19 protein-coding genes are annotated in these 22,693 nt (G+C 68.3%); 16 read left to right on the top strand and 3 right to left on the bottom strand.

Features of this window, described 5'->3' with window-relative positions:
* Positions 1-5 precede the first annotated feature (5 nt).
* Complete coding sequence (gene hemB / locus GGR66_RS19240; RefSeq protein ID WP_160964472.1) at positions 6-998, top strand: porphobilinogen synthase; 993 nt, start codon at positions 6-8, stop codon at positions 996-998.
* 199 nt (positions 999-1,197) lie between these two features.
* Here hemB and GGR66_RS19245 read toward each other — a convergent pair whose 3' ends face one another.
* The gene (locus tag GGR66_RS19245) at positions 1,198-2,187 is read right to left on the bottom strand and encodes an NAD-dependent epimerase/dehydratase family protein (RefSeq protein ID WP_184449951.1); all 990 of its coding nucleotides are present in this window, start codon (positions 2,185-2,187) and stop codon (positions 1,198-1,200) included.
* A 91-nt stretch (positions 2,188-2,278) separates the two neighbouring features.
* Here GGR66_RS19245 and GGR66_RS19250 point away from each other — a divergent pair, with 91 nt between their 5' ends.
* Positions 2,279-3,166: a LysR family transcriptional regulator gene (locus GGR66_RS19250; RefSeq protein WP_184449953.1), complete on the top strand. Its 888-nt coding sequence runs from the start codon at positions 2,279-2,281 to the stop codon at positions 3,164-3,166.
* Positions 3,167-3,283: 117 nt separating this feature from the next.
* Here the strand turns inward: GGR66_RS19250 and GGR66_RS19255 are convergent, their stop codons facing one another.
* Positions 3,284-4,039, bottom strand: coding sequence for a DNA/RNA non-specific endonuclease (locus tag GGR66_RS19255; protein ID WP_184449955.1), 756 nt, complete (start codon positions 4,037-4,039; stop codon positions 3,284-3,286).
* A 196-nt stretch (positions 4,040-4,235) separates the two neighbouring features.
* On the opposite strand from GGR66_RS19255, the gene GGR66_RS19260 reads away from it, so the two are divergent.
* Positions 4,236-6,743 (top strand): sulfite reductase flavoprotein subunit alpha, encoded by a 2,508-nt coding sequence (locus GGR66_RS19260; protein WP_184449957.1) that lies wholly within the window; start codon positions 4,236-4,238, stop codon positions 6,741-6,743.
* A 190-nt stretch (positions 6,744-6,933) separates the two neighbouring features.
* Here GGR66_RS19260 and GGR66_RS19265 read toward each other — a convergent pair whose 3' ends face one another.
* The gene (locus tag GGR66_RS19265; RefSeq protein WP_184449959.1) at positions 6,934-7,833 is read right to left on the bottom strand and encodes a PD40 domain-containing protein; all 900 of its coding nucleotides are present in this window, start codon (positions 7,831-7,833) and stop codon (positions 6,934-6,936) included.
* A gap of 52 nt (positions 7,834-7,885) precedes the next feature.
* Between GGR66_RS19265 and aroE the strand changes: the two genes are divergently transcribed.
* The 13 genes from aroE (at position 7,886) to GGR66_RS19330 (ending at position 22,647) form a co-directional block, all read left to right on the top strand.
* Complete coding sequence (gene aroE / locus GGR66_RS19270) at positions 7,886-8,734, top strand: shikimate dehydrogenase (protein WP_160964462.1); 849 nt, start codon at positions 7,886-7,888, stop codon at positions 8,732-8,734.
* Positions 8,735-8,783: 49 nt separating this feature from the next.
* Entirely contained in the window at positions 8,784-9,110 is a 327-nt protein-coding gene (locus tag GGR66_RS19275; RefSeq protein ID WP_184449961.1) for a hypothetical protein, read from the top strand.
* A gap of 39 nt (positions 9,111-9,149) precedes the next feature.
* Positions 9,150-9,506: a hypothetical protein gene (locus tag GGR66_RS19280; RefSeq protein WP_255421808.1), complete on the top strand. Its 357-nt coding sequence runs from the start codon at positions 9,150-9,152 to the stop codon at positions 9,504-9,506.
* A gap of 67 nt (positions 9,507-9,573) precedes the next feature.
* Complete coding sequence (gene dinG, locus GGR66_RS19285; protein WP_184449963.1) at positions 9,574-11,703, top strand: ATP-dependent DNA helicase DinG; 2,130 nt, start codon at positions 9,574-9,576, stop codon at positions 11,701-11,703.
* Positions 11,704-11,901: 198 nt separating this feature from the next.
* Positions 11,902-13,185: an HlyD family efflux transporter periplasmic adaptor subunit gene (locus tag GGR66_RS19290; RefSeq protein ID WP_160964457.1), complete on the top strand. Its 1,284-nt coding sequence runs from the start codon at positions 11,902-11,904 to the stop codon at positions 13,183-13,185.
* Positions 13,182-15,353 carry a peptidase domain-containing ABC transporter gene (locus tag GGR66_RS19295; RefSeq protein WP_184449965.1) on the top strand — a complete coding sequence of 724 codons (2,172 nt, stop codon included), beginning with the start codon at positions 13,182-13,184 and terminating at the stop codon, positions 15,351-15,353. Before GGR66_RS19290 ends, GGR66_RS19295 begins: the two co-directional genes overlap by 4 nt.
* A 26-nt stretch (positions 15,354-15,379) precedes the next feature.
* Positions 15,380-15,547 (top strand): hypothetical protein, encoded by a 168-nt coding sequence (locus GGR66_RS19300; protein ID WP_167087915.1) that lies wholly within the window; start codon positions 15,380-15,382, stop codon positions 15,545-15,547.
* A gap of 70 nt (positions 15,548-15,617) precedes the next feature.
* Positions 15,618-16,703 carry a hypothetical protein gene (locus tag GGR66_RS19305; protein WP_184449967.1) on the top strand — a complete coding sequence of 362 codons (1,086 nt, stop codon included), beginning with the start codon at positions 15,618-15,620 and terminating at the stop codon, positions 16,701-16,703.
* A 77-nt stretch (positions 16,704-16,780) separates the two neighbouring features.
* Positions 16,781-17,308, top strand: coding sequence for a DUF6624 domain-containing protein (locus GGR66_RS19310; protein ID WP_255421798.1), 528 nt, complete (start codon positions 16,781-16,783; stop codon positions 17,306-17,308).
* A gap of 361 nt (positions 17,309-17,669) precedes the next feature.
* Entirely contained in the window at positions 17,670-18,167 is a 498-nt protein-coding gene (locus tag GGR66_RS19315; protein WP_255421799.1) for a hypothetical protein, read from the top strand.
* A 530-nt stretch (positions 18,168-18,697) separates the two neighbouring features.
* Positions 18,698-20,221: a catalase KatB gene (katB, locus tag GGR66_RS19320; protein WP_184449970.1), complete on the top strand. Its 1,524-nt coding sequence runs from the start codon at positions 18,698-18,700 to the stop codon at positions 20,219-20,221.
* A gap of 64 nt (positions 20,222-20,285) precedes the next feature.
* A complete protein-coding gene (locus tag GGR66_RS19325) occupies positions 20,286-20,843 on the top strand; it encodes an ankyrin repeat domain-containing protein (protein WP_184449973.1) in 558 nt (185 codons plus the stop codon).
* A gap of 232 nt (positions 20,844-21,075) precedes the next feature.
* A complete protein-coding gene (locus GGR66_RS19330) occupies positions 21,076-22,647 on the top strand; it encodes an SDR family oxidoreductase (RefSeq protein WP_184449975.1) in 1,572 nt (523 codons plus the stop codon).
* Positions 22,648-22,693: the final 46 nt, after the last annotated feature.

Here is a 22,693-nt window from a genome sequence, read left to right on the forward strand (position 1 = left end):
TGCACGTGGCCCATCCCCACTATCGTCCCCGGCGCATGCGCCGCGATGCCTTTTCGCGCCGCCTGATGCGCGAGCACACCCTCACCGTCGACGACCTGATCTGGCCGGTGTTCGTGCACGACGTGCCCGGCCGCACGCCGATCGCTTCCATGCCCGGCGTGGAGCGGCTGTCGATCGAGGAACTGCTGAAGGAGGCCGAGGCGGCGCTGGAGCTGGGCATCCCGGTCATCGACCTGTTCCCGGTGATCGACCCGACCGGCAAGTCGCTGGACGCGGCCGAGGCCTGGAACCCGGACGGCCTGGCGCAACGCGCGGTGCGCGCGCTGAAGACGCGCTTCCCGGAACTGGGAGTGATGACCGACGTGGCGCTGGATCCGTACACCAGCCATGGCCAGGACGGCATCATCGACGACCGTGGCTACGTGCTCAACGACATCACCGTCGAGGCGCTGGTGCAGCAGTCGCTGTCGCATGCGCAGGCCGGCGTGGACATCGTCTCGCCGTCGGACATGATGGACGGGCGCATCGGCGCCATCCGCCGCGCGCTGGATGCCGACGAGCACCTGCACGTGCGCATCATGGCCTACTCGGCCAAGTACGCCTCGGCGTTCTACGGCCCCTTCCGCGAGGCGGTGGGTAGCGCCGGCAACCTCGGCAAGGCCGACAAGACCACCTACCAGATGGATCCGGCCAACGGCGACGAGGCCTTGCGCGAGATCGCCCTGGACCTGGAAGAGGGCGCGGACATGGTGATGGTCAAGCCCGGCATGCCCTACCTGGACGTGGTGCGGCGGGTGAAGGACGAATTCCGCGTGCCCACCTTCGCCTACCAGGTCAGCGGCGAGTACGCGATGCTCAAGGCGGCGATCGGCAACGGCTGGCTGGACGAACGCGCCTGCGTGCTGGAGTCGCTGATGGCGTTCAAGCGCGCCGGCGCCGACGGCGTGCTGACCTATTTCGCGCCGCAGGTGGCGCGCTGGCTGCGCGAGGCGCGCTGAGCCAGCGTCTCTCTCTGTCTGTTAGAGCCACCTCAGTCGCGACGTAGCCTTCGAAAAGCGTCGCGACTGAAGTCGCTCCTACACAGCCGCGATCTTGCGATCCATCTGCGTGGATCTCGTAGGAGCGGCTTCAGCCGCGACCGGGCTTTCCCGTTGCAGCCGGGTCGTGGTTGAAGCCGCACCCGCGCACGCGTCCGCACTACGCCGATGGCGTCGCCGCCGGCAAACAACCCAGCCCACGCAGCGTTGCCTCCACCGCCACGTCCAGCGGCGTGTGCGGTTCTTCGCCAAGCAACTCCAGCAGCCGCGCATTGCGCATGCGTAGCGGGTGCCGCCACAGCGGGCGCATCTCGTGCAGTTCGCGCGCCAGCGGCCAGAACGGCTGGGCCAGGGTCAGCAGCGGCCACGGGAAGCGGCGCGTGCGCGGCGACGCCAGGCCATGGCGTTGCGCGACCCGCGCGATCGCCGCCGCCATCTGCGTGCCGTCGGCGTCCCAATGCCCGTCCATGTGCAGGCGGGCGAAGGCCGGCAGACGCGTGCGCTGTTGCAGCAGCGCCAGCATGGTCCGCGCCACATCGGGCACGTAGGCCCATTGGTGGCCCACGCCCGGATCGCCCGGCAGGGTCACCGTCGCGACCGGCCGTCCCGGCCGCACCAGCCCCTGCGCGAACCAGCTGTTGCCCACGCGCGGGCCGAAGAAGTCGCCGGCACGTACCACGATCGCCCGCGCGCCCTGCGTGGTCGCGGCCTGCAGGCGCCGCTCCAGTTCCACCCGGATCGCACCCTTGCGGGTGAGCGGATGCTGCGGCGCGTCTTCGTCCGGCGCCGGATAGGCATCCGGGCCGTAGTTGTAGACCGTGCCCGGCAGGACCACGGTGGCGCGCTCGGCGATGGCCGCGGCGAGGGTGTTGTCGATCATCGGCAGCACCAGCTCCGACCAGCGCCGGTAGCCGGGCGGATTGACCGCATGCACGATCACCGCGCAGCCCTGCGCCGCCTGCAGCACGTCGGCCCGTTGCAGCGCATCGCCGCGGCGCCAGTGGATGCCGTCGCGCTCCTCGCTGGAGTGGGCGAGGCCGCGCTGCAGGGCGCGCACCTGCCAGCCGGCGTCGCGCAACTGCCGCGCCAGTTCGCCGCCGATACCGCCGCTGGCGCCCAGCACCAGGGCCGTGGAAGAAGATGGGGACATGACAGCGCTCCGTTGAGGTCGGCGGTCAGTGTCGGTGCCGGTGCGGCTAAAGAAAATTGGCGAAGATCGCCAGTCGGCTATACATTTCTGTATGGACAACACGATCGGCTGGGAACTCTACCGGTCCTTCCTGGCAGTGCTGGAGGAGGGCTCGCTGTCGGCGGCGGCACGCGCGCTGGGGCTGACCCAGCCTACCGTCGGCCGCCACGTGGCGGCGCTGGAACAGGCGCTGGCGGTGCCGCTGTTCGTGCGCTCGCAGACCGGCCTGCTGCCCACCGATGCGGCCCTGGCCTTACGTGGCCATGCGCAGGCGATGGCCAGCCTGGCCGCGTCGCTGCAGCGCGCGGCGGGCCGCCATGGCGATGCGGTGCGCGGGACGGTACGCATCGCCGCCAGCGAGGTGATCGGTGCGGAAGTGTTGCCGCCGGTGCTGGCGGCCCTGCGCCGCGCACATCCGCAGCTGCGGCTGGAACTTGTGCTGAGCAACCGGATGCAGGACCTGCTGCACCGCGAGGCCGACGTGGCGGTGCGCATGAGCCGGCCGACCCAGGACGTACTGGTCGCGCGTCACGTCGGTGCGGTGGCGGTGGCGCTGTTCGCGCACCAGGACTACGTGGACCGGCACGGCCTGCCGCAGGCCATGGAGGAACTGCCGCAGCACGCGCTGATCGGCTTCGATGCGGAGACGCCTTTCCTGCGCGCGGCGCGCAGCGGCCTGCCGCTGTGGCGGCGCGAGGCGTTCGCGTTGCGCGCCGACAGCGACTTGGCGCAACTGGCATTGCTGCGTGCCGGCTGTGGCATCGGCTTCTGCCAGGTCGCGCTGGCGCGGCGCACGCCGGCACTGGTGCCGGTGCTGCCAAAGCAGGTGAATGTCGGCCTGGATAGCTGGATCGTGATGCACCAGGACGTGCGCGGCAGCGCGGCCTGCAGCGCGGTGTTCGCGGCGCTGGTCGAGGCGATGACGGCGCACACCGCCTGAGGTGCGCGCGCTTGCAGTGGCGGCCGGTTTGCGCATTCGCGCATCCGGCCGCCCCGACCCGGGCAGGGTGTCAGGACGCTGTTACGAATCCCGAATCCCCACTCCCGAATCCCCGCCTTACGGCAGCGTCAGCGCGATCGGATTCGCCTTCATGCTGGCGCTGATCGCCGGGAACGGATCCACGCCGGCCATGGTGATGACGTCGTTGATCGACACCACGTCGCAGTTGATGGTGCTGTCGTTGACGCACATGTAGGCGGCCGCGCCATTGCCCGGCTCGTACACCGCCTTCCACACGTAGTTCGGCACCTGCACGTTGTCGGCGCCGATGCTGCTGCGGGTGCCGCTGTCGAAGGCCGGGCCGGTGACCACGTAGACCTCGCCGCGCTGCTTGGCCAACTGCCGCACCTGCTCCTCGATCCGCGCCCACTCGCCGGTGTTGAGCTTGTGGTCCTGCGGGACCACGTTGGCCATCGAGAAGGTTTCCTTCTCCGAGTTGGTGGTCGAGGCGTCGCCGGCCGGGGTCATGTGGCCGCGGTCGAAGCCGGAGTTGGTGTAGTCCGAGGTATGCGAGCGGTCGGCGGCCGGGATGCCGGTCTCGTCATGGAAGGAGCCGACGCGGCCGATCGATTCGGCGCCGGCGACCTGCTGATCGGTGATGTGTTCGGCCGAGTACAGCGGACCCTTGGTCACGCCCGAGGCCATCAGCACGTATTCGGTATGGCAGACCTCGGTGGTACGGCTGGTGATCGACGCGTCGAGCGTCGGTGCCTTGCCGCCGGCGTAGAGCGTGGGGCAGCTGGTGGCGGCGCTTGCCGCCTGGGCGGCGAACAGGGCAAGCAGGGCAAGACAACCGCGCAGGGAGACGGACATTGCAGGAACCTCGGCTGGTCAGGGGAGTGAAGAAACTGGCGAGGTTCGGTGTCCGTCAGATGACCATTGGATGTGTCGCAAATGGCAACTGCGTCGCTGGTCACGCTTGACGGTAGACGCCGCGCCACGGCGGTCAATCGCATGCGATAAGCGTTCTCATTTACAATGCGCGACCGCCCCGTCCTGCGCCTCCGCCGTGATCAAGTCGTTGTTGTTCCAGTTGCACTGGCTCCTTGGCATCAGCGCCGGGCTGGTGCTGTCGGTGATGGGGCTGAGCGGGGCCACGCTGGCCTTCGAGGACGAGATCGTGCGCCTGGCCAATCCGCCGCTGGCGGCCATCGCCGCGCGCCATGCCGCCGGCGAGCAGCCCCTGCCGCTGGCCGAGCTGGCGCGGCGCCTGGACCTGGACGGGGCGCACCGCAGCAACCGGCTGCTGATCGACCCGACCGGCACGCGGCCGTCCGCGGTGCGCCTGCCCGGTCGCGACGGCGGCCGCCTGTATTTCGATCCCTACACCGGCGCGGTGCTGCCGGCGCCGCGCCTGGATGGCTTCTTCTCCTTCGTCGAAGACCTGCACCGGCGCCTGGCCGCGGGCGAGCGCGGCAAGGCGGTCACCGGCGCCTGCGCGTTCGTGCTGATCTTCTTCTGCCTGTCCGGGCTGTACCTGCGCTGGCCGCGGCGCTGGTGGAGCTGGCGCGCCTGGTGGGCGGTGGAGTGGAACCGGCAGGGACGCAGCTTCCTGTGGAGCCTGCACTCGGTGATCGGCACCTGGTGCCTGCTGGTGTACCTGCTGATCGCCGCGACCGGGCTGTACTGGTCCTACGACTGGTACCGGCAGGGGCTGGTGGCGATGCTCGGCGGCGATGCCGCGCCCAAGGAGAAAGAGGGCGGCCGCGGCGGCAAGCCACCGGCAGTGGACTACGCGCGGCTGCAGGCGGCCCTGGCGAGCGTGCCCGCCGCGCAGCGCGCCTACCTGGATCTGCGCCTGCCCGGCCGCAGCGGCCAGCCGATCGTGGCCCGTTACCTGTCGCCCGATCCGGCGCACGACCGCGCCTACGACAGCGTGGAGGTCGATCCGGCCAGCGGCCGCATCCTGCGCCGCCTGGACTACCGCGCGCAGCCGCTGGGGCGGCGCCTGCTGACCAGCATGTTCGCGCTGCACAGCGGCAGCTTCTTCGGCCTGCCCGGGCGCGTGGCGATGCTGCTGGCGAGCCTGTGCATGTCGCTGTTCTTCGTCACCGGCTGGATGCTGTACCTGGACCGCCGGCGCAAGAAGCGGGCATTGCGCGAGGCGCGGCGCGCGCTGCCGGGGCTGGTGGGCGAGGCCGCCGCCTCCTGGCTGGTGGGGTTTGCCAGCCAAAGCGGCCTGGCCGAGCGCCTGGCCTGGCAGACCGCCGCGCAACTGCAGGCGGCCGGCCTGACGGTGGACGTGCGCTCGCTGGCGCAGCTGGACCTGGCGCAGCTGCGCGGCACCCAGCGCGCGCTGTTCGTGATCAGCACCTTCGGCGACGGCGAACCGCCGGACGCGGCGCGCGGCTTCGTCCGGCGCGTGCAGCGCCAGGCGCAGGCCTTGCCGGAGCTGCGCTACGCGTTGCTCGGCCTGGGCGATCGCCAGTATCCGCAGTTCTGCGGCTTCTCGCGGGAGGTGCAGCACTGGCTGGACGCACAGGGCGCGCAGGCGCTGTTCCCGCCGCTGGAAGTGGACAACGCCGATCCGCAGGCGCTGGCGCAGTGGCAATGGCAACTGTCGGCGCTCACCGGCGTGGCGGCGTCGGCACCGGTGCTGCAGGCGCCGGAGCCGCTGGACTGGCGCCTGGTCGGCCGCGTCCTGCTCAATCCCGGCAGCGCTGGCGCCCCCGTATGGCGCATCGACCTGGCGCCGCCGCCGCAGGCGCACTGGCATGCCGGCGACGTCCTGGAAGTGCAGCCCTGCCACGCCGCCGACACGGTCCACGCCTGGCTCGCCGCGCAGGCGCTGGACGCCGAACAGACGGTGCAGGCCGATGGCGTGCGGCAGCCATTGTGGGAGGCGTTGGCGTCACGCGCGCTGACGCCGCCGACGCCGGGCGACGATCCGCAGGCCTGGGTGGATGCGCTGCCGAGCCTGCCGCTGCGCGAATACTCGATCGCCTCGGTGCCGGCAGATGGCCTGTTGCAGCTCGTCGTACGCCTGACCCTGCGCGCCGACGGCAGCCCTGGCGTGGGCGCCGGCTGGCTGTGCCAGCACGCGCCGGTGGGTGCAGTGCTGCGCGCGCAGGTGCGGGCCAATCCCGGGTTCCGCCGGCATGGCGATGCGCCCATGCTGCTGATCGGCAACGGCACCGGTATCGCCGGCCTGCGCAGCCTGCTGCGCGAGGCCGAGCAGGCCGGCGTGCACGGGCACTGGCTGCTGTTCGGTGAACGCAACGCCGCACACGATGCGCTGTTCTGCGACGAGTTGCAGTCCTGGCGCGACGCCGGCCATCTGCAGCGCCTGGACCTGCTGTTCTCGCGCGACCAGGCGCACAAGCGCTACGTGCAGGATGGGCTGCGCGAGGCCGCCGACGCGGTCCGCGACTGGGTCGCGCGCGGCGCCACCGTGTACGTCTGCGGCAGCCTGGAAGGCATGGCGCGCGGCGTGGATGCGGCATTGCGCGAGATCCTCGGCGAGGACGCGCTGGATGCGCTCAGCGCCGACGGGCGCTACCGGCGCGACGTGTATTGAGGTGATGCGTCCTGCCGTGGGTCGGGACTGACGTCCCTCCCACAACGGCCCTCTGCTACAGCTCTTGTCTGCCGGCATGGCAGCAGCGTGGGCATCCCGAGACGTTCGGTGGCGGTGCAGGACGGCGCCGGCCCGCTGCACTTCGACACGCCTCGCCATGCAGCCACCCTTCAGCGCGTGGCGTCGCCGTTCAATCGGCGGGCATGCAATCGCTGCTTCCGGTGGCCGCCGGTGCCTTGATCCGGTAAAGGTCGCGCTTGCCGGCCTTCGGCGCGCGGGCGCTGCCGGACAGCAGCAGTTCGCTGGGCTTGGACGCATCCAGCACGGCGCCGGCGGTCTGGCCGTCGCTGCCGTTGAACGACAGCGCCAGCGGCTGCGGGTCCGCGTAGCGGCCGCCGGCGCATTGCGCCAGCAGCACCTGGCTTCGCTCGCTGCCGTGGGCACGGGCGAACAGCAGCGCGCGGCCGTCGCCCAGCCAGGCGGCATCGGTGTCGTCGTCGGCGCTGTTGACCCCGGCCAGCGTCGTTGGCTGCGCGAACGTCTGGCCCCTCAGGCGCGCGACGAACAGGTCCAGGCCGCCGGCGCCGCCGCGGCCGTCGCTGGCAAACAGTAGCCGCGTGCCGTCCAGCGAGAGTGCCGGCGCGCGCTCGTTGCCCGGCGAATTCACCGCCGCGCCCAGGTTCTGCGGTGGGCCGTAGCCACCGTCGGCCAGCACCGGCGCACGGTACAGGTCGATGCCGCCGTGGCCACCGGGACGATCGGAGGCGAAGTACAGCCAGCGGCCGTCGGCGCTGAAGAACGGGTCGCTGTCCAGGTTCGGCGAGTTCACTGGTGCGGGCAGCGGCTGCGGGTCGCGCCAGCGGCCGTCGCGCAGCACCGCCTGCCACAGGTCGCCGCCACCGGGCCCGCCGGCGCGGTCGGGACTGGCCCAGACGATGCGCTGGCCGTCGGGCGCGACGCTGCCGCGGGTCTCGTCGGCGGCGGTCGACACCACGCCCATGCCCTCGATGCCGAATTCGGAAAGCGCGAACGCACACGGCGCGCAGAGTAAACTCGCGGCCAGCGCGAGCGGCAGGACAGGGGTCCGCATGTGGGATTCCATGGAATGTCGCCGCCAGTCTAAAACAACCAACGAGCGCTCCATGCCCAACTCCCGTTTTGCCGTGTTCGGCCATCCCGTCGCCCATTCGCTGTCGCCGCGCATCCACGCCGCCTTCGCCAAGCAGACCGGCATCGCCCTGCAGTACGAGGCCATTGACGTCCAGGCCGATGGCTTCGCCGCGGCGCTGGCCGCCTTCGCCGCGGCCGGTGGCGTCGGCGCCAACGTGACCCTGCCGCTGAAGGAAGCCGCCTTCGCGCTCAGCCTGGTGCACAGCGAACGCGCGCAATCCGCCGGTGCGGTCAACACGCTCAGCTATCGCGACGGCCAGTGGCACGGCGACAACACCGACGGGGCCGGCCTGGTGCGCGACCTGACCGGCCGCAATGGCCTGGATCTGCGCGGCCGCCGCGCGCTGCTGCTGGGCGCCGGCGGCGCCGCACGCGGCGTGGCGCCGGCGCTGCTGGAGGCCGGCGTGCAGCAACTGGTGGTGGTCAACCGGGCGCCGGAACGCGCCGATGCGCTGGTCGATGCGCTGGGCGAACCGGCGCGCGCGATCTCGCGCTACTGGGAGGACCTGCGCGAGCTGGGCGATTTCGAACTGATCGTCAATGCCACCACCATCGGCCGCGACCCGACCGCCAGCTTCACCCTGCCGCTGTCGCTGATCAACAGCATGACCCTGGCGGTGGACCTGAACTACGGCGAGGTCGCCATCGCGTTCCTGGCCTGGGCGCGCGCGGCGCGTTGCCGCGACACCGTGGATGGTCTGGGCATGCTGGTGGAGCAGGCGGCCGAGAGCTTCGAGACCTGGCACGGCGTGCGTCCGGAGACCGATCCGGTGTACGCCGCGTTGCGCGAGCGCGACGCGGTGCTGGTCAGCGCCGACTGACACCGACGACTGCATCAAGAGGAACGACCGCGTGGACAATGGATTTGCGATGCAACTGCTGACGACCCTGCTGTTCCAGCTGCCGGTCGTGGTGATGTACGTGGTCGGCCTGGCGCTGCTGGTCACGCGGCGTCCTGGCCGGCCACGCACGCTGGCCCTGTGCGGGTTGAGCATCATGCTGCTGGTGATGGTGCTGGGCACGGCGCTGTCGATGTTGCCGATGTTGGCGATGTCGCGCGGCGCCAGCCTTTCCGAGTTCGCCCTGTGGTTGGGGATGCTGCGCGCGGTCCTCGGCCTGATGTTGGCGGTGGGCGTGCTGCTGGTGGTGCTGGCGTTGCGCTTCGCCCTGCCGCCGCGCGTGACGCCGCCGCACTGACCGACGGAACCGGGTTCGAGGGAGGACGTGATGCTGGCGATGGGCGTGCACCCGCTTCTGGACCTGAGCGTGCTGACCGGCGCGCTGGGCCTGCTGGCGCGGCTGTTGCTGCCGCTGATCGCGCTGCTGCTGCTTCCGCGGCTGGCGCCGGGCCACGCCCGAACCCTGGCGCGGTTCGGGCTGACGGTGTTGCTGATGGGCGCGATCCTGCCGCGCCTGTTGAGTGCGGTGCTGGGCTGGGTAGCGCTGATGACACCCCAGTTCCGCAGCACTCATCCGGACGCCTCTGCGCTGGTGCATCTGCTGGACGATGCGCTGTACGTGGTCGGGCTGGGCCTGCTGCTGCGCGCGCTGTGGCTGGCGCTGCCGCGCAAGGCCGCGCCGCCGTCGGCGTAACGCTGCGCGCAACGCCGTTCAGTTCCCGCGTTTCAGTCCTTGCGACGGGACGTGAGAAAATGTCCGGATGACCGATTCCGCTTCGCCGTCGACGCCGCCCGCGTCCGGCCCGTCCCCGCGTCAGCTCACCGAACCGGTCAAGCTGGCCATCCGCGATGCCTACGCCAAGCTGCAGGCCAACACGCCGGGCTTCCGCGTGCGTCGCGCGCAGAGCCAGATGATCGGCGTGGTCTCGCGTGCGCTGGGCAACTCTGGCGGCGTGGGTGTGGCCGAAGCGCCCACCGGCGTCGGCAAGAGCCTGGGCTATCTGACCGCCGGCGTGCCGATCGCGCTGGCCAGCAAGAAGAAGCTGGTGATCAGCACCGGCACGGTGGCGCTGCAGTCGCAGCTGGTCGAGCGCGACATCCCGGCCTTCCTCAAGGCCACCGGACTGGAGGCCACGGTGGCGCTGGCCAAGGGCCGCACCCGCTACCTGTGCACGCGCAACGTCGCCGAACTGCATGGCGAAGCCGCGCAGGACCGCATGTTCGAGGACGAGGCGCCGCTGTACGACCGCCCGCTGAGCCCGGCCGAGGCCGAACAGGCGCGCGCGCTGGCCAAGGCCTATGCCGACAAGAGCTGGAACGGCGACCTGGATGCCGCCCCGGAGCCGGTGCCGCCGTCGCTGCGCGCGCGCATCACCACCAATGCCGCCGGCTGCGCGGGGCGCCGCTGCTCGTTCGCGGTGCAGTGCCCGGTGCTGAAGGCACGCAGCGAGGTGCGCGATGCGCAGATCGTGGTGACCAACCACGCGCTGCTGCTGTCGGCGCTGTCGCTGGGCGACAGCGACAACGGCCAGCCGCTGATCGCGCCGCCGTCGGACATGCTGCTGGTGCTCGACGAGGGCCACCACATCGCCGGCGTCGCCATCGATCAGGGCGCGGCCAATCTCCCATTGGACGAGATGGCGCGACGCACCGGCCGCCTGCAGGCGCTGGTCGGCGCCGCCTACCGGCTCGCCGACAAGGACCGCATCGGCAACCAGCTGCCCAACGAGGCGGTCGAACTGGCCGCGCAGGTGGCCAAGGGCCTGAAGGCATTCCGCGCCGAGATCGAACGGGTGTGGGTGCCGGAGCCGGGCCAGGACGAGCCGATGTGGCGCGCGCCCAACGGCCGCCTGCCCGAGGACTGGAAACCGCTGATCGACGCGCAGGCGCAGGACACCGGCGCGCTGCTGAACTGGGTGCAGGCCGCGCACCAGATGGCGGCCAAGTCCAAGCAGGAGGATGCGGCCAAGGAGCGCCTGCAGCGCAACCTGGGCATGGCCCTGGAGATGGTCGAGCAGCAGTACGCGCTATGGCTGGGCTGGCGCCGCGAGGACCAGGACGGGCAGCCGCCGATGGCGCGCTGGATCACCGCATCGCGCGATGCCGACCTGATCTGCCATTGCTCGCCGGTGTCGGCCGCGCAGGTGCTGCGTTCGCTGCTGTGGAGCGAGGTGGACGCGGCGGTACTGACCTCGGCCACGCTCACCGGTGGCGGCGATTTCCAGGCGCTGGCGATCGACAACGGCCTGCCCGCGCACGCCGAGATGGTGTCGCTGTCCTCGCCGTTCGACCTGCCCAACCAGGCCGAGTTGATCGTGCCGGCGTTCCCGGTGGCACCGGACGACCGCGAAGGCCATCCGCGCGAGGTGGCGCGCTACCTGGTGCGCGAGCTGGACTGGGGCAAGGGCTCGATCGTGCTGTTCACCTCGCGCTGGAAGATGCTCAAGGTGGCGGACCTGTTGCCGATCGCGCAGCGCAACCGCGTGCTCGTGCAGGGCGACGGCTCCAAGTCGCAGATGATCGGCGAGCACATGCGCCGCATCGCCGCCGGCGAAGGTTCGGTGCTGTTCGGCCTCAATTCCTTCGGCGAGGGCCTGGACCTGCCGGGCGAGGCCTGCACCACGGTGGTCATCACCCAGGTGCCGTTCGCCGTGCCGACCGATCCGCAGACCGCCACCCTCGGCGAATGGTTCGAGAGCCGCGGCCTCAACGCCTTCAACCTGATCGCGGTGCCGCACGCGTTGCGCACCCTGACCCAGTTCGCCGGCCGCCTGATCCGCACCTCCGACGACCACGGCCGCGTGATCATTCTCGATTCGCGGTTGCTGACCAAGCGCTACGGCAAGCGCATCATCGACGCGCTGCCGCCGTTCAAGCGGGTGATCGGCTAGCGGTTGCACGTGCGATGGCGATGGTCGTGCGCGTGTCGCCGACCGCGCCGATCGTCACGCAGCGTGCGGTGTCGTCGCAACAGGAATTGTCTACCGCACCGACCACGCATGTGCAGCTGCGCGCTTGACGGCGTTTATCCGGCAAGCGATAAACATTCACGCGCTAGGAACGCATGCAGCGCCGCTCAGGGGATGGCAATGGCGGACGGATTCTTCAGGGAAGAAGTGTTTCGAGCGCGCCGCGAGGGCTGGCTCGGCGCCGTGCGCCTGGACGCACCACGCTTCGGTTGGGCTTACTTCTGGGTCAGCGTCGCGCTGCTCGTAATTGTTCTGGTGCTGCTGTGCATCGGCAGTTATACGCGACGAGAAGCGGTCAACGGCACGCTGGTACCCGATCGCGGACTGCTGACCATGACGCCTTCCGCATCCGGACGGGTCGTGCGCACGTTCGCCAAGGAGGGTGCAAAAGTACGTGCGGGACAACCGCTGATCGAGATCTCCGGCGAACAGGACAGCGCATCGCTCGGTGATACGCAGGCATCGGTGATCGCGCAGTTGCGCGTCAAGCGCGAGCGCCTGCGTTCCGACATCGAGGAACAACGCAGCCTGTCGCAAGCACAGGATCGCGACCTGCGCACGCGCATCGAGTTGCTGAAGGGCCAGATCGCCAGTACCGAAGAACAGATCGGTCTGCAGCGGCAACGTGCCGAAAGCGCCATGCGCCTGTACGAACAATGGTCCAGTCCCAGTAATCGCGGGGTGCTGACCAAGGTACAGCTGCTGCAGCAGCAGGATGTGGCGATACAGAATCAGGCGCAGCTCAAGGATCTGCAGAAGCATTCGCTGGAACTGCGTCAGCAACAATCGCAGTTGCGGACACAGTTGGAGCAGCTTCCGGCAACGCTGATCGGAAAGAACAACGAGATCGACCGGCAACTGGCGGACGTGGCGCAGTCGATCTCCGAGAGCGAGGCCCGCCGCGCGGTGATCCTGCGCGCGCCATCGGACGGGATCGTCGGCAATCTGCTGGTGTATCCGGGGCAGCCGGTCGCCGCGCAGCAGCCATTGATGACATTGTTGCCGCGGGACACGCGTCTGCGCGCCGAGCTGTGGGTGTCTTCGCGGGCGGTCGGGTTCGTCAGCCCGGGCGACCGGGTGGTGCTGCGCTATCAGGCATTCCCGTATCAGAAGTTCGGGCGCCATGCCGGCCGTGTCGCGGAGATTTCGCGCAGTGCGATGAGTTCGGGCGATCTGACCCGGTTGCTGGGCCAGGACATCAAGGAGCAGCGTTACCGGGTGATCGTCGAACTGGGTAGCCAGGATGTCGTGGCGTATGGGCGCAAGGAACCACTGCGTCCCGGAATGGCGTTGGATGCGGACATCCTGCTCGAACGCAGGCACTTGATCGAATGGATGTTCGAGCCGGTCTACGAGCTGGCCTCCGGCATGCGCGACATCCCCTCGAACGAGCGTGGGTCATGAGCCGGTTCTGGTCGACCTGGAGATCGCCGTTCGCGACGCGGATCGTGCCGATCATGCAGACGGAAGCGGCAGAGTGTGGCCTGGCCTGCCTGGCAATGGTCGCGGGTTTCCACGGCCAGAAGGTCGACCTGCCCAGCTTGCGTCGACGCTTCAGCATCTCGTTGCAGGGCGCGCGTCTCGAACGCCTGATGCAAATCGCGCGCACGATCGGTTTCGACGTCAGACCGATGCGCGCTGAGCTCGACTACCTGGCCGCCGTTGGCGGTCCCTGCGTCCTGCATTGGGATCTGAGCCACTTCGTGGTCCTGGAGCGGGTGACGCGAGGCGTCGCGGTGATCCACGACCCTGCGCGGGGACTGCTGCGGCTGCCGTTGGCGGAGGTGGGCAAGCACTTCACCGGGGTGTTGCTGGAACTGGTGCCCAGCCCAAGCTTCGAGAAGGTGGCGGCGCCGCAGCCGGTGTCCTTGCGCATGTTGACCGGCAGGATCGTTGGGCTGCGTCGCGCGCTCGTGCAGGTCTTCGCGCTGGCGCTGGCGATCGAGATGTTGGTGCTCCTGATGCCATTCCAGATGCAATGGCTGATCGACCATGTCCTGGTCTCTGCAGACATGCCGTTGCTCAAGATTCTGGCGATCGGATTTCTGATCGCAGTGCTGGCGCAGACGTCGCTGATGCTGGCGCGCAGCTGGGTGGTCAGTTGGCTGGGTGCCTCGCTCAACAGCCAATGGATCAACAACCTGTTCGGCCACCTGATGCGGTTGCCGCTGGACTACTTCGAAAAGCGGCATATGGGCGATGTGCTGTCGCGGTTCGGATCGCTGAAGTCGATCCAGACCACGTTGACAGGAAGCTTCGTCGAAGCGGTCCTCAACGGCATGACCGGCATGCTGGCGCTGGTGGTGCTGTTCTTCTACAGCGCCAAGCTCGCCGGCGTGGTGCTGGCCGCATTCGCGTGCTACTTGCTGCTGCGCGTGGCGATGTACCGGGTCCAGTTTGGCATCACGCGTGATCAACTGTTCCACACGGCGCGCCAGCAGAGCGAGTTGATGGAGTCGGTCCGTGGCATCCAGGCGATCAAGCTGGCCAACAAGCAGGGCTTGCGTCAGAGCCGGTTGTTCGCGGCGACCGTGCAGGCCGCCAGTCTGGATATGCAGTCGCAGCGCATCGGCCTGGCATTCACGGCATTGAATGGTGGCGTCTTCGGGATCCAGCGCGTCCTGTTGATCAGTATCGGTGGCTACATGGCGCTGCAGGACGCGTTGTCGGCTGGCATGCTGGTGGCGTTTCTCAGCTACGCGGACTTGTTTACCAGTCGGGCGGGAAGCCTGGTCGACAAGTGCATCGAGTTCCGCATGCTGCGACTGCATGCCGAGCGCATCGCCGATATCGCCATGAGCGATCCCGAGCCGCATGCGCTGGGACACTACAGTGGGCCCGAGCTCGCGCCGGAGATCGAGTTCAAGGGAGTGAGCTTCCGTTACTCCGACGATGACCCCTGGGTGCTGCGCCACTTCGATCTCAAGGTCCGCGCAGGCGAGTCGGTGGCCATCGTCGGACCGAGCGGGTGCGGGAAATCCACCTTGGCCAAGCTTCTGCTGGGTTTGCTCGCGCCAACCGAAGGACAGATCGAAGTGGGCGGCGTGGAGATTCGAAGACTGGGGTTGGAGACCTATCGCGGCATGGTCAGTGCGGTGATGCAAGACGACCAGCTTTTCGCCGGCTCCCTGGCCGACAACATCGCGTTCTTCGACCCTGACGCCAGCCTGCAGCGCATCGTGGCAGCCGCAAAGCTGGCGGCCATTCACGATGACATCGTGCGTATGCCGATGGGATACGAATCGCTGGTGGGCGACATGGGATCGATCCTGTCGGGCGGACAACGGCAGAGAGTGATTCTTGCGCGCGCGCTGTATCGGCAGCCCAAGATCCTGGTGCTGGATGAGGCCACCAGCCATCTGGATCGGCAGCGCGACGAGATCGTCAATGCGCACATCAAGGCGCTGAGCATGACGCGCGTGCTGATCGCGCATCGAGAAGACACCATCGCCTCGGCCGACCGCAAGGTCGTGCTGGGGGCGGAGCGGAATCAAGGCGTGCGACATGGCGCCGAAAGACTTGACGCGTCGCGAAGCGTCGAGAAGCTCGCCGGCATCGTCGCTGGCGAATAACCCTGCTGTCTTTCAAGGAGAGTGTAATGGAAAATGTCGTGAACACGGAAAATTCGCGTCCCGTTGCCCAGCGTTTCGCGCGTGAGATGACCCAGGAGGAAGTCAGTGCGATTTCCTGCGGTGGCGGTCAGGACACTCTGATTATCATCGTCGTCGAGGCCGTGGACACCGAGACGGTCATCATCTTCAGCTGATCGGACGGCGCATGGCGGTGCTGCAGCGCCGCCATGCATCTGGCGAGGATGCACAACGGATGTCCGGACGATGCAGGAAGACGCAAAGAACGTATTGATCGTGGCGCCGCAGCACGATACGCACGCGGCGACCATCGCCGCCATGATCGTTGCGGCAGGACATAAGTTGGATTTCTTCGATAGCGGTGCCTGGCCGACCGGCCTGGCCGGATCGATGCTGTGCGATGCACACGGTGCCCGCTTCGTACGCGACGGGTCGCCGCTCTGCTATGACGCTGCCTGGTGCCGACGGTTGCTGTTCAAGAAGCAGGCGCCGCCGGGTGTGCACGAGCAGGATGTAGGGTTCATTCGTTCCGAGGGAATGCTGTTCGACCTGGGCACGCTGGCCGTCATGGGAAGTGGAGTCGGCGTGCAGCGCTGGATCAATGCGCCGATGCAGGCGTTGATGGCGGACCAGAAGGCGTTGCAGCTGTCCACGGCGGCGTCCAGTGGCCTGCGCGTCCCACGGACGCTGATCAGCCAACGTGCGGAAGACATTCGCTGCTTTCGCAGTCGCGAACCGGACGGCGTTGTCGTCAAGCCGTTCAACGTCGGCGCCTGGTCCGAGAATGCCGGCTACAGCGTGTCGTATGCGACGCGCGTCAGCATCGAAGAGACCTTGGCCGATGGCGACGTGAGCGCGTGCCCGACCAACTATCAGGAGGTGGTGCACCACCGCGGCGATGTGCGCATCGTCTGCCTTCAGGGCGAGTATGTGGCGGTCAAGATGACGCACGCGCTGGAGGGAGAGATCGATTATCGTGCCGTTCGCCACAAGACGACGATTACGTATGCCGAAGCTGCGCTCCCTGATGAGTTGATCGCCAAGCTCGAACGCCTGCGGCGAACGCTGGGCATCGACTTCTTCTGCGCTGATTTCCTTGTGCCAGCGGATGGAGGGGAGCCGATCTTCATCGAGCTCAATCCCGGCGGCCAGTTCCTCTATCTGGATCAGAGGCTCGCGCAACTGGATATCGCACGTAAGTTCTGTAGCTTGCTGGTGTATGGAGCAACTGCGCGTTATCGAGAATTTCCGAAGCCTGTTGCAGCAGCGCCGTCTGCCCAAGCCCCCGCGCGGGTGTCCACCCCCTCCGAAGCGAATCCCCTATGCGAATGATGATGCGCCTGGCCACCGCGGCCACCCTGCTTGCGATCGCTGGCGGAGGTTTCCCCCGTCCTCAACAGGAGCAATCGATGTCCCATTCCGTTGAGGCCGAACACATCAACGCCGACTACCGGCAGCAGCTCCTGCAGTTGGCCCAAGCCGACCAGCAGATCCGTGCAGACGCCCTGAAGAAATACACGCCGCAGCAGTTGCAGAGTGACCCCGGCACCGCACGTGCGCTTGCGTTGCAGATTCATGCCTCGCAGCAACAGAATCAGCAGACGCTTTCCGCCTTGATGGCCAAGTACGGCTTTCCTGATACGGCGGTCGCCGGCAGTGACGGTGCACATGCAGGCTTTCTGGTGGCACAGCATGTCGGCGACCGGGCGTTCCGCGATGCGTTCCTGAAAGGCATCGAAGCCGCTGCAGAACAGGGACGCTACAGCAAGGAGGATCTTGCGCTGTTCGTGGATCGCAATCGGGTCCTGAGCGGGCAGCCGCAACTTTACGGCACCCAGCACAAGGCCGATGGCAGTCTGTTCGACGTTGAACAGCCCGAACAACTGCAGCAGCGCCGAGCCGCGATGGGATTGCCGCCGGACGTCGCCGGACACTGAAGCACTCAGTACGTGCGGTTCGGGCACCTGGCTATTCTGCGAGCGTCCGGGCGGCGGCTCGATCGCGGCGGCGCACTGGATCACGAGCCAGGGAGCGGCGCTGAGCTTCTATGGCGGTTCTGTGTTTGCAGATCGGGTGGCCGCGGGCGACAGGGCGCCGAGGCCGGCTGCCAGTGGGCGTCTGAATGGCTATGCCACAGCGCACTGAAGACTTCGTATAAATGAGTGATCTGGTTTGATCTATAGATGTGATTTCCATCGATAATTCCATGTCGCATGGGCGGCGATCTGTGTTGCCCAGCCCAGATCGGGGACAGGTCGCGCTTACTGGTCTACTATCCCCGCGACAGGGGGAATCATCATGCGAATCGCCAGGCAGTGGGCGTTCGGAGCGGCGTTGTGCTTGCTGACCAGCATCGCCGCGGCGCAGCCGACGGGCACACCGACAGAAGACACCGCGGTGGCGGCGCCGGCCAATCCGGCCTACCGCACGCAACTGCTGCAGTTGATCAGCGACGACGCGCAGGCCCGCGCCGATCTCAAACGGGACTACACCCCGCAGCGGCTGCAGCACGACACCGTCTCACTGCGCGCGTTCGCGCGCGAGCTGAGGATGGCGCAGAAGGAAAGCCTGGGGCGCCTGACCGAGTTGATCCGGCGCCAGGGATTTCCGGATGCGCACGCGGTCGGTGCCGATGTGGCGCACGCGGCCTTCCTGATCGCCCAGCGCATCAACGAGCCTGGGTTCCGCGCCGACTTCCAGCGCGGCATCGACGCGGCCGTGCAGCGCGAGGCCTATAGCCGTGCCGATCAGACGCTGTTCGCCGATCGCAGCCGGGCGCTGAGCGCGAAGCGCTAGCCGCCGCCATCGCGGCAAAGCCAGGAAGGGCGGCGACGTTGCACTGGCCCCGTCGCCGTCGCGACGCGCGCGCAACGACGGCCCACTTCGCAGATGCCGCCGCATCGGTCGCGTGCCGAGATTGTGCGCACGCGCGTTCGGCAATGTCGCTTGCCGCGGTGCTGCGGTGTGGCCCGCAGCCGGCAGACGCCTGTCGCCGATAGACGCCGAACCTTGTCTCTTGGCGTTGTTCGGCCGCGCGTCTTCCGACGTGTGGCGTCCCGTTGTGTCGCTGCCCGCGCATTCCACGACGCGCTGCTGCCGCAGACCGCCTGGCACGCGTCTACATTTTGCGGCCGATCTGCGCCGGCACGGCCTTCGACTGACACTGCGCCGGCGCTGCAGCTGCAACGCATTGCGCGCTCCACCCGCGTTCGCGGTCACAGTGCATGCGCACGATTGGCCGTGTCGATGGCAGTGATTGCAAGGAACGAATGTTCTGCGCGCGGCACTGCCGCCATGCTGCAGCTCCCTTCACACGAGCCGACGCCATGCGCCCTGGATCCCTGCTGCTGCTTGTCCTGTTGTCGCCTTCTCTGATCCTGTCGGCCAGCGCCGCGCAGTCCACGCTCACCCGCGACAACGGCGCGCCGGTGGGCGACAACCAGAACTCGCAGACCGCCGGGCCCAACGGTCCGACGCTGCTGCAGGACGTGCAACTGATCCAGAAGCTGCAGCGCTTCGATCGCGAGCGTATCCCCGAGCGTGTGGTGCACGCGCGCGGCACCGGCGTGCATGGCGAGTTCACCGCCACCGCCGACATCTCCGACTTGAGCAAGGCCAAGGTGTTCGCGCCGGGCACCACCACGCCGGTGTTCGTGCGCTTCTCTTCGGTGGTGCACGGCAACCATTCGCCGGAGACGCTGCGCGATCCGCACGGCTTCGCCACCAAGTTCTACACCAGCGAAGGCAACTGGGACCTGGTCGGCAACAACTTCCCGACCTTCTTCATCCGCGATGCGATCAAGTTCCCGGACATGGTGCACGCGTTCAAGCCGGACCCGCGCACCAACCTCGACGACGATGCGCGTCGCTTCGACTTCTTCTCGCACGTGCCCGAGGCAACCCGCACGCTGACCCTGCTGTACTCCAACGAAGGCACGCCGGCCGGCTACCGCTTCATGGACGGCAATGGCGTGCATGCCTACAAGCTGGTCAACGCGCAGGGCCAGGTGCATTACGTGAAGTTCCACTGGAAGAGCCTACAAGGCCTCAAGAATCTGGATCCGCAGCAGGTGGTTGCAGTGCAGGGCAAGGACTACAGCCACCTGACCAATGACCTGGTCGGCGCGATCAAGCGCGGCGACTACCCGAAGTGGGACCTGTACATCCAGGTGCTCGCGCCCGAGGACTTGGCTAAGTTCGACTTCGATCCGCTGGATGCCACCAAGATCTGGCCGGGCGTGCCCGAGCGCAAGATCGGGCAGATGGTGCTGAACAAGAACGTGGACAACTTCTTCCAGGAGACCGAGCAGGTGGCGATGGCGCCGGCCAATCTGGTGCCGGGCATCGAGCCGTCGGAAGACCGCCTGCTGCAGGGGCGCATCTTCTCCTACGCCGACACGCAGCTGTACCGCGTCGGCACCAATGGCCTGAGCCTGCCGGTGAACCGGCCGCGCGTGGCGGTCAACAACGGCAACCAGGACGGCGCGATGAATGCCGGCAGCACCAGCAGCGGCGTGAACTACGAGCCGAGCCGGCTCAACCCGCGGCCGCAGGATCCGAACGCGCGCTACAGCCAGCTGCCGCTGTCCGGCACCACCCAGCAGGCCAAGATCACCCGCGAGCAGAACTTCAAGCAGGCCGGCGAACTGTTCCGTAGCTACAGCAAGAAGGAGCAGCAGGACCTGATCCAGAGCTTCGGCGAATCGCTGGCCGGCACCGACGACGTGAGCAAGCACCTCATGCTCTCGTTCCTGTACAAGGCCGACCCGGCCTACGGCAGCGGCGTGACCCGGGTGGCCAAGGGCGACCTGGCGCGGGTCAAGCAACTGGCCGCGCAGCTGCAGGACTGATCCGTCCCACGCGCGGCCCGGCGGCGCTATCGCCGCGCCGCGCACCTTCTTGCGGAGACCCCCTATGCGTCGTGTTGTCCTCTTTCTTCTCGGCCTCGCGGTGAGCGCCACGGCCGCCGCCGCACCGGCTGCCCCCGCGACCCCCGATCCGGCTGCGGTGCAGGCGCAATTGCGCAGCTACTTCTTCGATGCCGCGCGGCAGGGCCGCCAGGACATGCTGGCCGAGTTCATCCGCGCCCATTACGACCTCGATACCCGCGACGACAAGGGCTACACCGCGCTGATCCTGGCCGCCTATCACGGGCAACAGGCAGCGGTGGAACAGTTGCTGCGCGCCGGTGCCGACCCCTGCGCGCAGGACAAGCGCGGCAACACCGCGCTGATGGGCGCGATCTTCAAGGGCGAGCTGAGCATCGCCAAGCGGCTGATGCAGGCCGATTGCGCGCCGGACCAGCGCAACAACGCCGGACAGACCGCGGCCATGTACGCGGCGTTGTTCCAGCGCACCGAGGTGCTGAAGGACCTCGCCGCCAAGGGCGCCGACCTGCAGGCCCGGGACGCGCAGGGCAACGACGTGGCCCGGCTGCAGCGCGGCGAGTTCGCGACCGCACCGGCGCGCTGAGCGGTCCCGCCCCGCTTCCGGGGCGGGTGCCGGGTCGGGCAATCGCACGGCGCGTGGATCGCAGGCCCCGGATCGGCGAAAATGCCCGGGTGGCCGGTTCCTCCGGCCCGCCGCGGCCCGTGCGTCGCCGTTTCCGCTTCGGCGGGCGGTGGCACATCAGGGCCGCGTGCTGCCCTGTCGGCATCGTGCCGGCGCTCTGCCGCGGCTCGCCGTCGCCCATCCCGGATCTGTCTTGAACGCCACTGCCCCCGTTTCTCCCGACGACCTGCCCCAGGCCGAGCGCCTGCGCATCGCCCTGGACCTGCTCGAGACCATCGCTGCCGACCGGCGCGTGCTCGATACCCTGCCGGAGCCCGAGCGGGTGCGCCTGCTGCAGGTGGTCGCCCAGGTCTTCAACCCCGAACCCAAGGCGCGGCGCAAGCTGCTCAAGGACCAGGCGCGCGAGCGCCACCAGGAGAAGGTGCGCAAGGCCGAGGAACTGCTGGCGCAGACCGGCATCCGTGCGCTGCGGCGCAAGCCGGTGTTCAGCACGCCCAACTATTTCCCGCCGCACATGCCGGCCGCGTTGGCGCATGCGCAAACCGTGGCCGAGACGCCCGCGACGCATTCGCCCGAATTGCGCCACTGTTACGTGTGCAAGCAGAAGTACACCGAGCTGCACCACTTCTACGACCAGATGTGCCCGCCCTGCGCCGAGTTGAACTACTTCAAGCGCACCGAGACGGCGGACCTGCGCGGGCGTGTGGCGCTGCTCACCGGCGGCCGGGTCAAGATCGGCTATCAGGCCGGGCTCAAGCTGCTGCGCGCCGGCGCCGAACTGATCGTGACCACGCGCTTCCCGCGCGACTCGGCCGCGCGCTACGCGGAGGAGCCGGATTTCGCCGAGTGGGGCCACCGCCTGCAGGTGTACGGGCTGGATCTGCGCCACACGCCCAGCGTCGAGGCGTTCTGCAGCGAACTGCTGGCGACCCGCACCCGCCTGGATTTCATCGTCAACAACGCCTGCCAGACCGTGCGACGGCCGCCGCAGTTCTACGCGCACATGCTGGCCGGCGAGACCGCCGCGCTGCACGACCTGCCCGAGCACGTGCGCCGACTGGTGGGCCAGTACGAAGGCCTGCGCGGCCCCGACCTGCTGCCGGCCGGGGGAAACACGCTGCCGGCTGGAGCGGGCCAAGGGCGAAGTGGCGCCGACGGCCTGCTGCGCGCCGCGGAGCTGTCGCAGGTGCCGTTGCTGGCCGACGATCTGCTCGCCCAGCAGCACCTGTTCCCGGAAGGGCGCCTGGACCAGGACCTGCAGCAGGTGGACCTGCGCGGACGCAACTCCTGGCGCCTGCTGCTGGACGAAGTGTCCTCGGTGGAACTGCTGGAGACGCAGCTGGTCAACGCGGTCGCACCATTCGTCCTCAACGCGCGGCTCAAGCCGCTGATGTTGCGCACGCCCGAGCGCGACAAGCACATCGTCAACGTGTCGGCGATGGAAGGGCAGTTCTACCGCAACTTCAAGACCACCCGGCATCCGCACACCAACATGGCCAAGGCCGCGTTGAACATGATGACCCGCACCTCGGCGGCGGATTACCAGAACGACGGCATCCACATGAACAGCGTGGATACCGGCTGGGTCACCGACGAGGATCCGGCCGAGATCGCCGCGCGCAAGGTGGAGGAGGAGCGCTTCCATCCGCCGCTGGACATCGTCGACGGCGCCGCGCGCATCGTCGATCCGATCATCCACGGCTTCAACACCGGCGAGCACGTGTGGGGCCAGTTCCTCAAGGACTACGCGCCGACCGACTGGTGAGGCGGCGCCGCTCGACCGGAGCGGTGCGCGCGATGTGCATCCGCTC

This window comes from Xanthomonas sp. 3498, from assembly GCF_014199795.1.
Lineage (GTDB): Bacteria > Pseudomonadota > Gammaproteobacteria > Xanthomonadales > Xanthomonadaceae > Xanthomonas_A > Xanthomonas_A rydalmerensis.

What these genes read in the sequence shown, in the direction of transcription:
- GGR66_RS19280 (WP_255421808.1), top strand. Translation starts at nt 9,150, where the DNA reads ATGGGCGTGCACCCGCTTCTGGACCTGAGCGTGCTGACCGGCGCGCTG.
- GGR66_RS19300 (WP_167087915.1), top strand. Translation starts at nt 15,380, where the DNA reads ATGGAAAATGTCGTGAACACGGAAAATTCGCGTCCCGTTGCCCAGCGT.
- dinG (WP_184449963.1), top strand. Translation starts at nt 9,574, where the DNA reads ATGACCGATTCCGCTTCGCCGTCGACGCCGCCCGCGTCCGGCCCGTCC.
- GGR66_RS19255 (WP_184449955.1), bottom strand. Translation starts at nt 4,039, where the DNA reads ATGTCCGTCTCCCTGCGCGGTTGTCTTGCCCTGCTTGCCCTGTTCGCC.
- GGR66_RS19245 (WP_184449951.1), bottom strand. Translation starts at nt 2,187, where the DNA reads ATGTCCCCATCTTCTTCCACGGCCCTGGTGCTGGGCGCCAGCGGCGGT.
- aroE (WP_160964462.1), top strand. Translation starts at nt 7,886, where the DNA reads ATGCCCAACTCCCGTTTTGCCGTGTTCGGCCATCCCGTCGCCCATTCG.
- GGR66_RS19295 (WP_184449965.1), top strand. Translation starts at nt 13,182, where the DNA reads ATGAGCCGGTTCTGGTCGACCTGGAGATCGCCGTTCGCGACGCGGATC.
- GGR66_RS19265 (WP_184449959.1), bottom strand. Translation starts at nt 7,833, where the DNA reads ATGCGGACCCCTGTCCTGCCGCTCGCGCTGGCCGCGAGTTTACTCTGC.
- katB (WP_184449970.1), top strand. Translation starts at nt 18,698, where the DNA reads ATGCGCCCTGGATCCCTGCTGCTGCTTGTCCTGTTGTCGCCTTCTCTG.
- GGR66_RS19305 (WP_184449967.1), top strand. Translation starts at nt 15,618, where the DNA reads ATGCAGGAAGACGCAAAGAACGTATTGATCGTGGCGCCGCAGCACGAT.
- GGR66_RS19325 (WP_184449973.1), top strand. Translation starts at nt 20,286, where the DNA reads ATGCGTCGTGTTGTCCTCTTTCTTCTCGGCCTCGCGGTGAGCGCCACG.
- GGR66_RS19310 (WP_255421798.1), top strand. Translation starts at nt 16,781, where the DNA reads ATGTCCCATTCCGTTGAGGCCGAACACATCAACGCCGACTACCGGCAG.
- GGR66_RS19290 (WP_160964457.1), top strand. Translation starts at nt 11,902, where the DNA reads ATGGCGGACGGATTCTTCAGGGAAGAAGTGTTTCGAGCGCGCCGCGAG.
- GGR66_RS19250 (WP_184449953.1), top strand. Translation starts at nt 2,279, where the DNA reads ATGGACAACACGATCGGCTGGGAACTCTACCGGTCCTTCCTGGCAGTG.
- GGR66_RS19275 (WP_184449961.1), top strand. Translation starts at nt 8,784, where the DNA reads ATGCAACTGCTGACGACCCTGCTGTTCCAGCTGCCGGTCGTGGTGATG.
- GGR66_RS19315 (WP_255421799.1), top strand. Translation starts at nt 17,670, where the DNA reads ATGCGAATCGCCAGGCAGTGGGCGTTCGGAGCGGCGTTGTGCTTGCTG.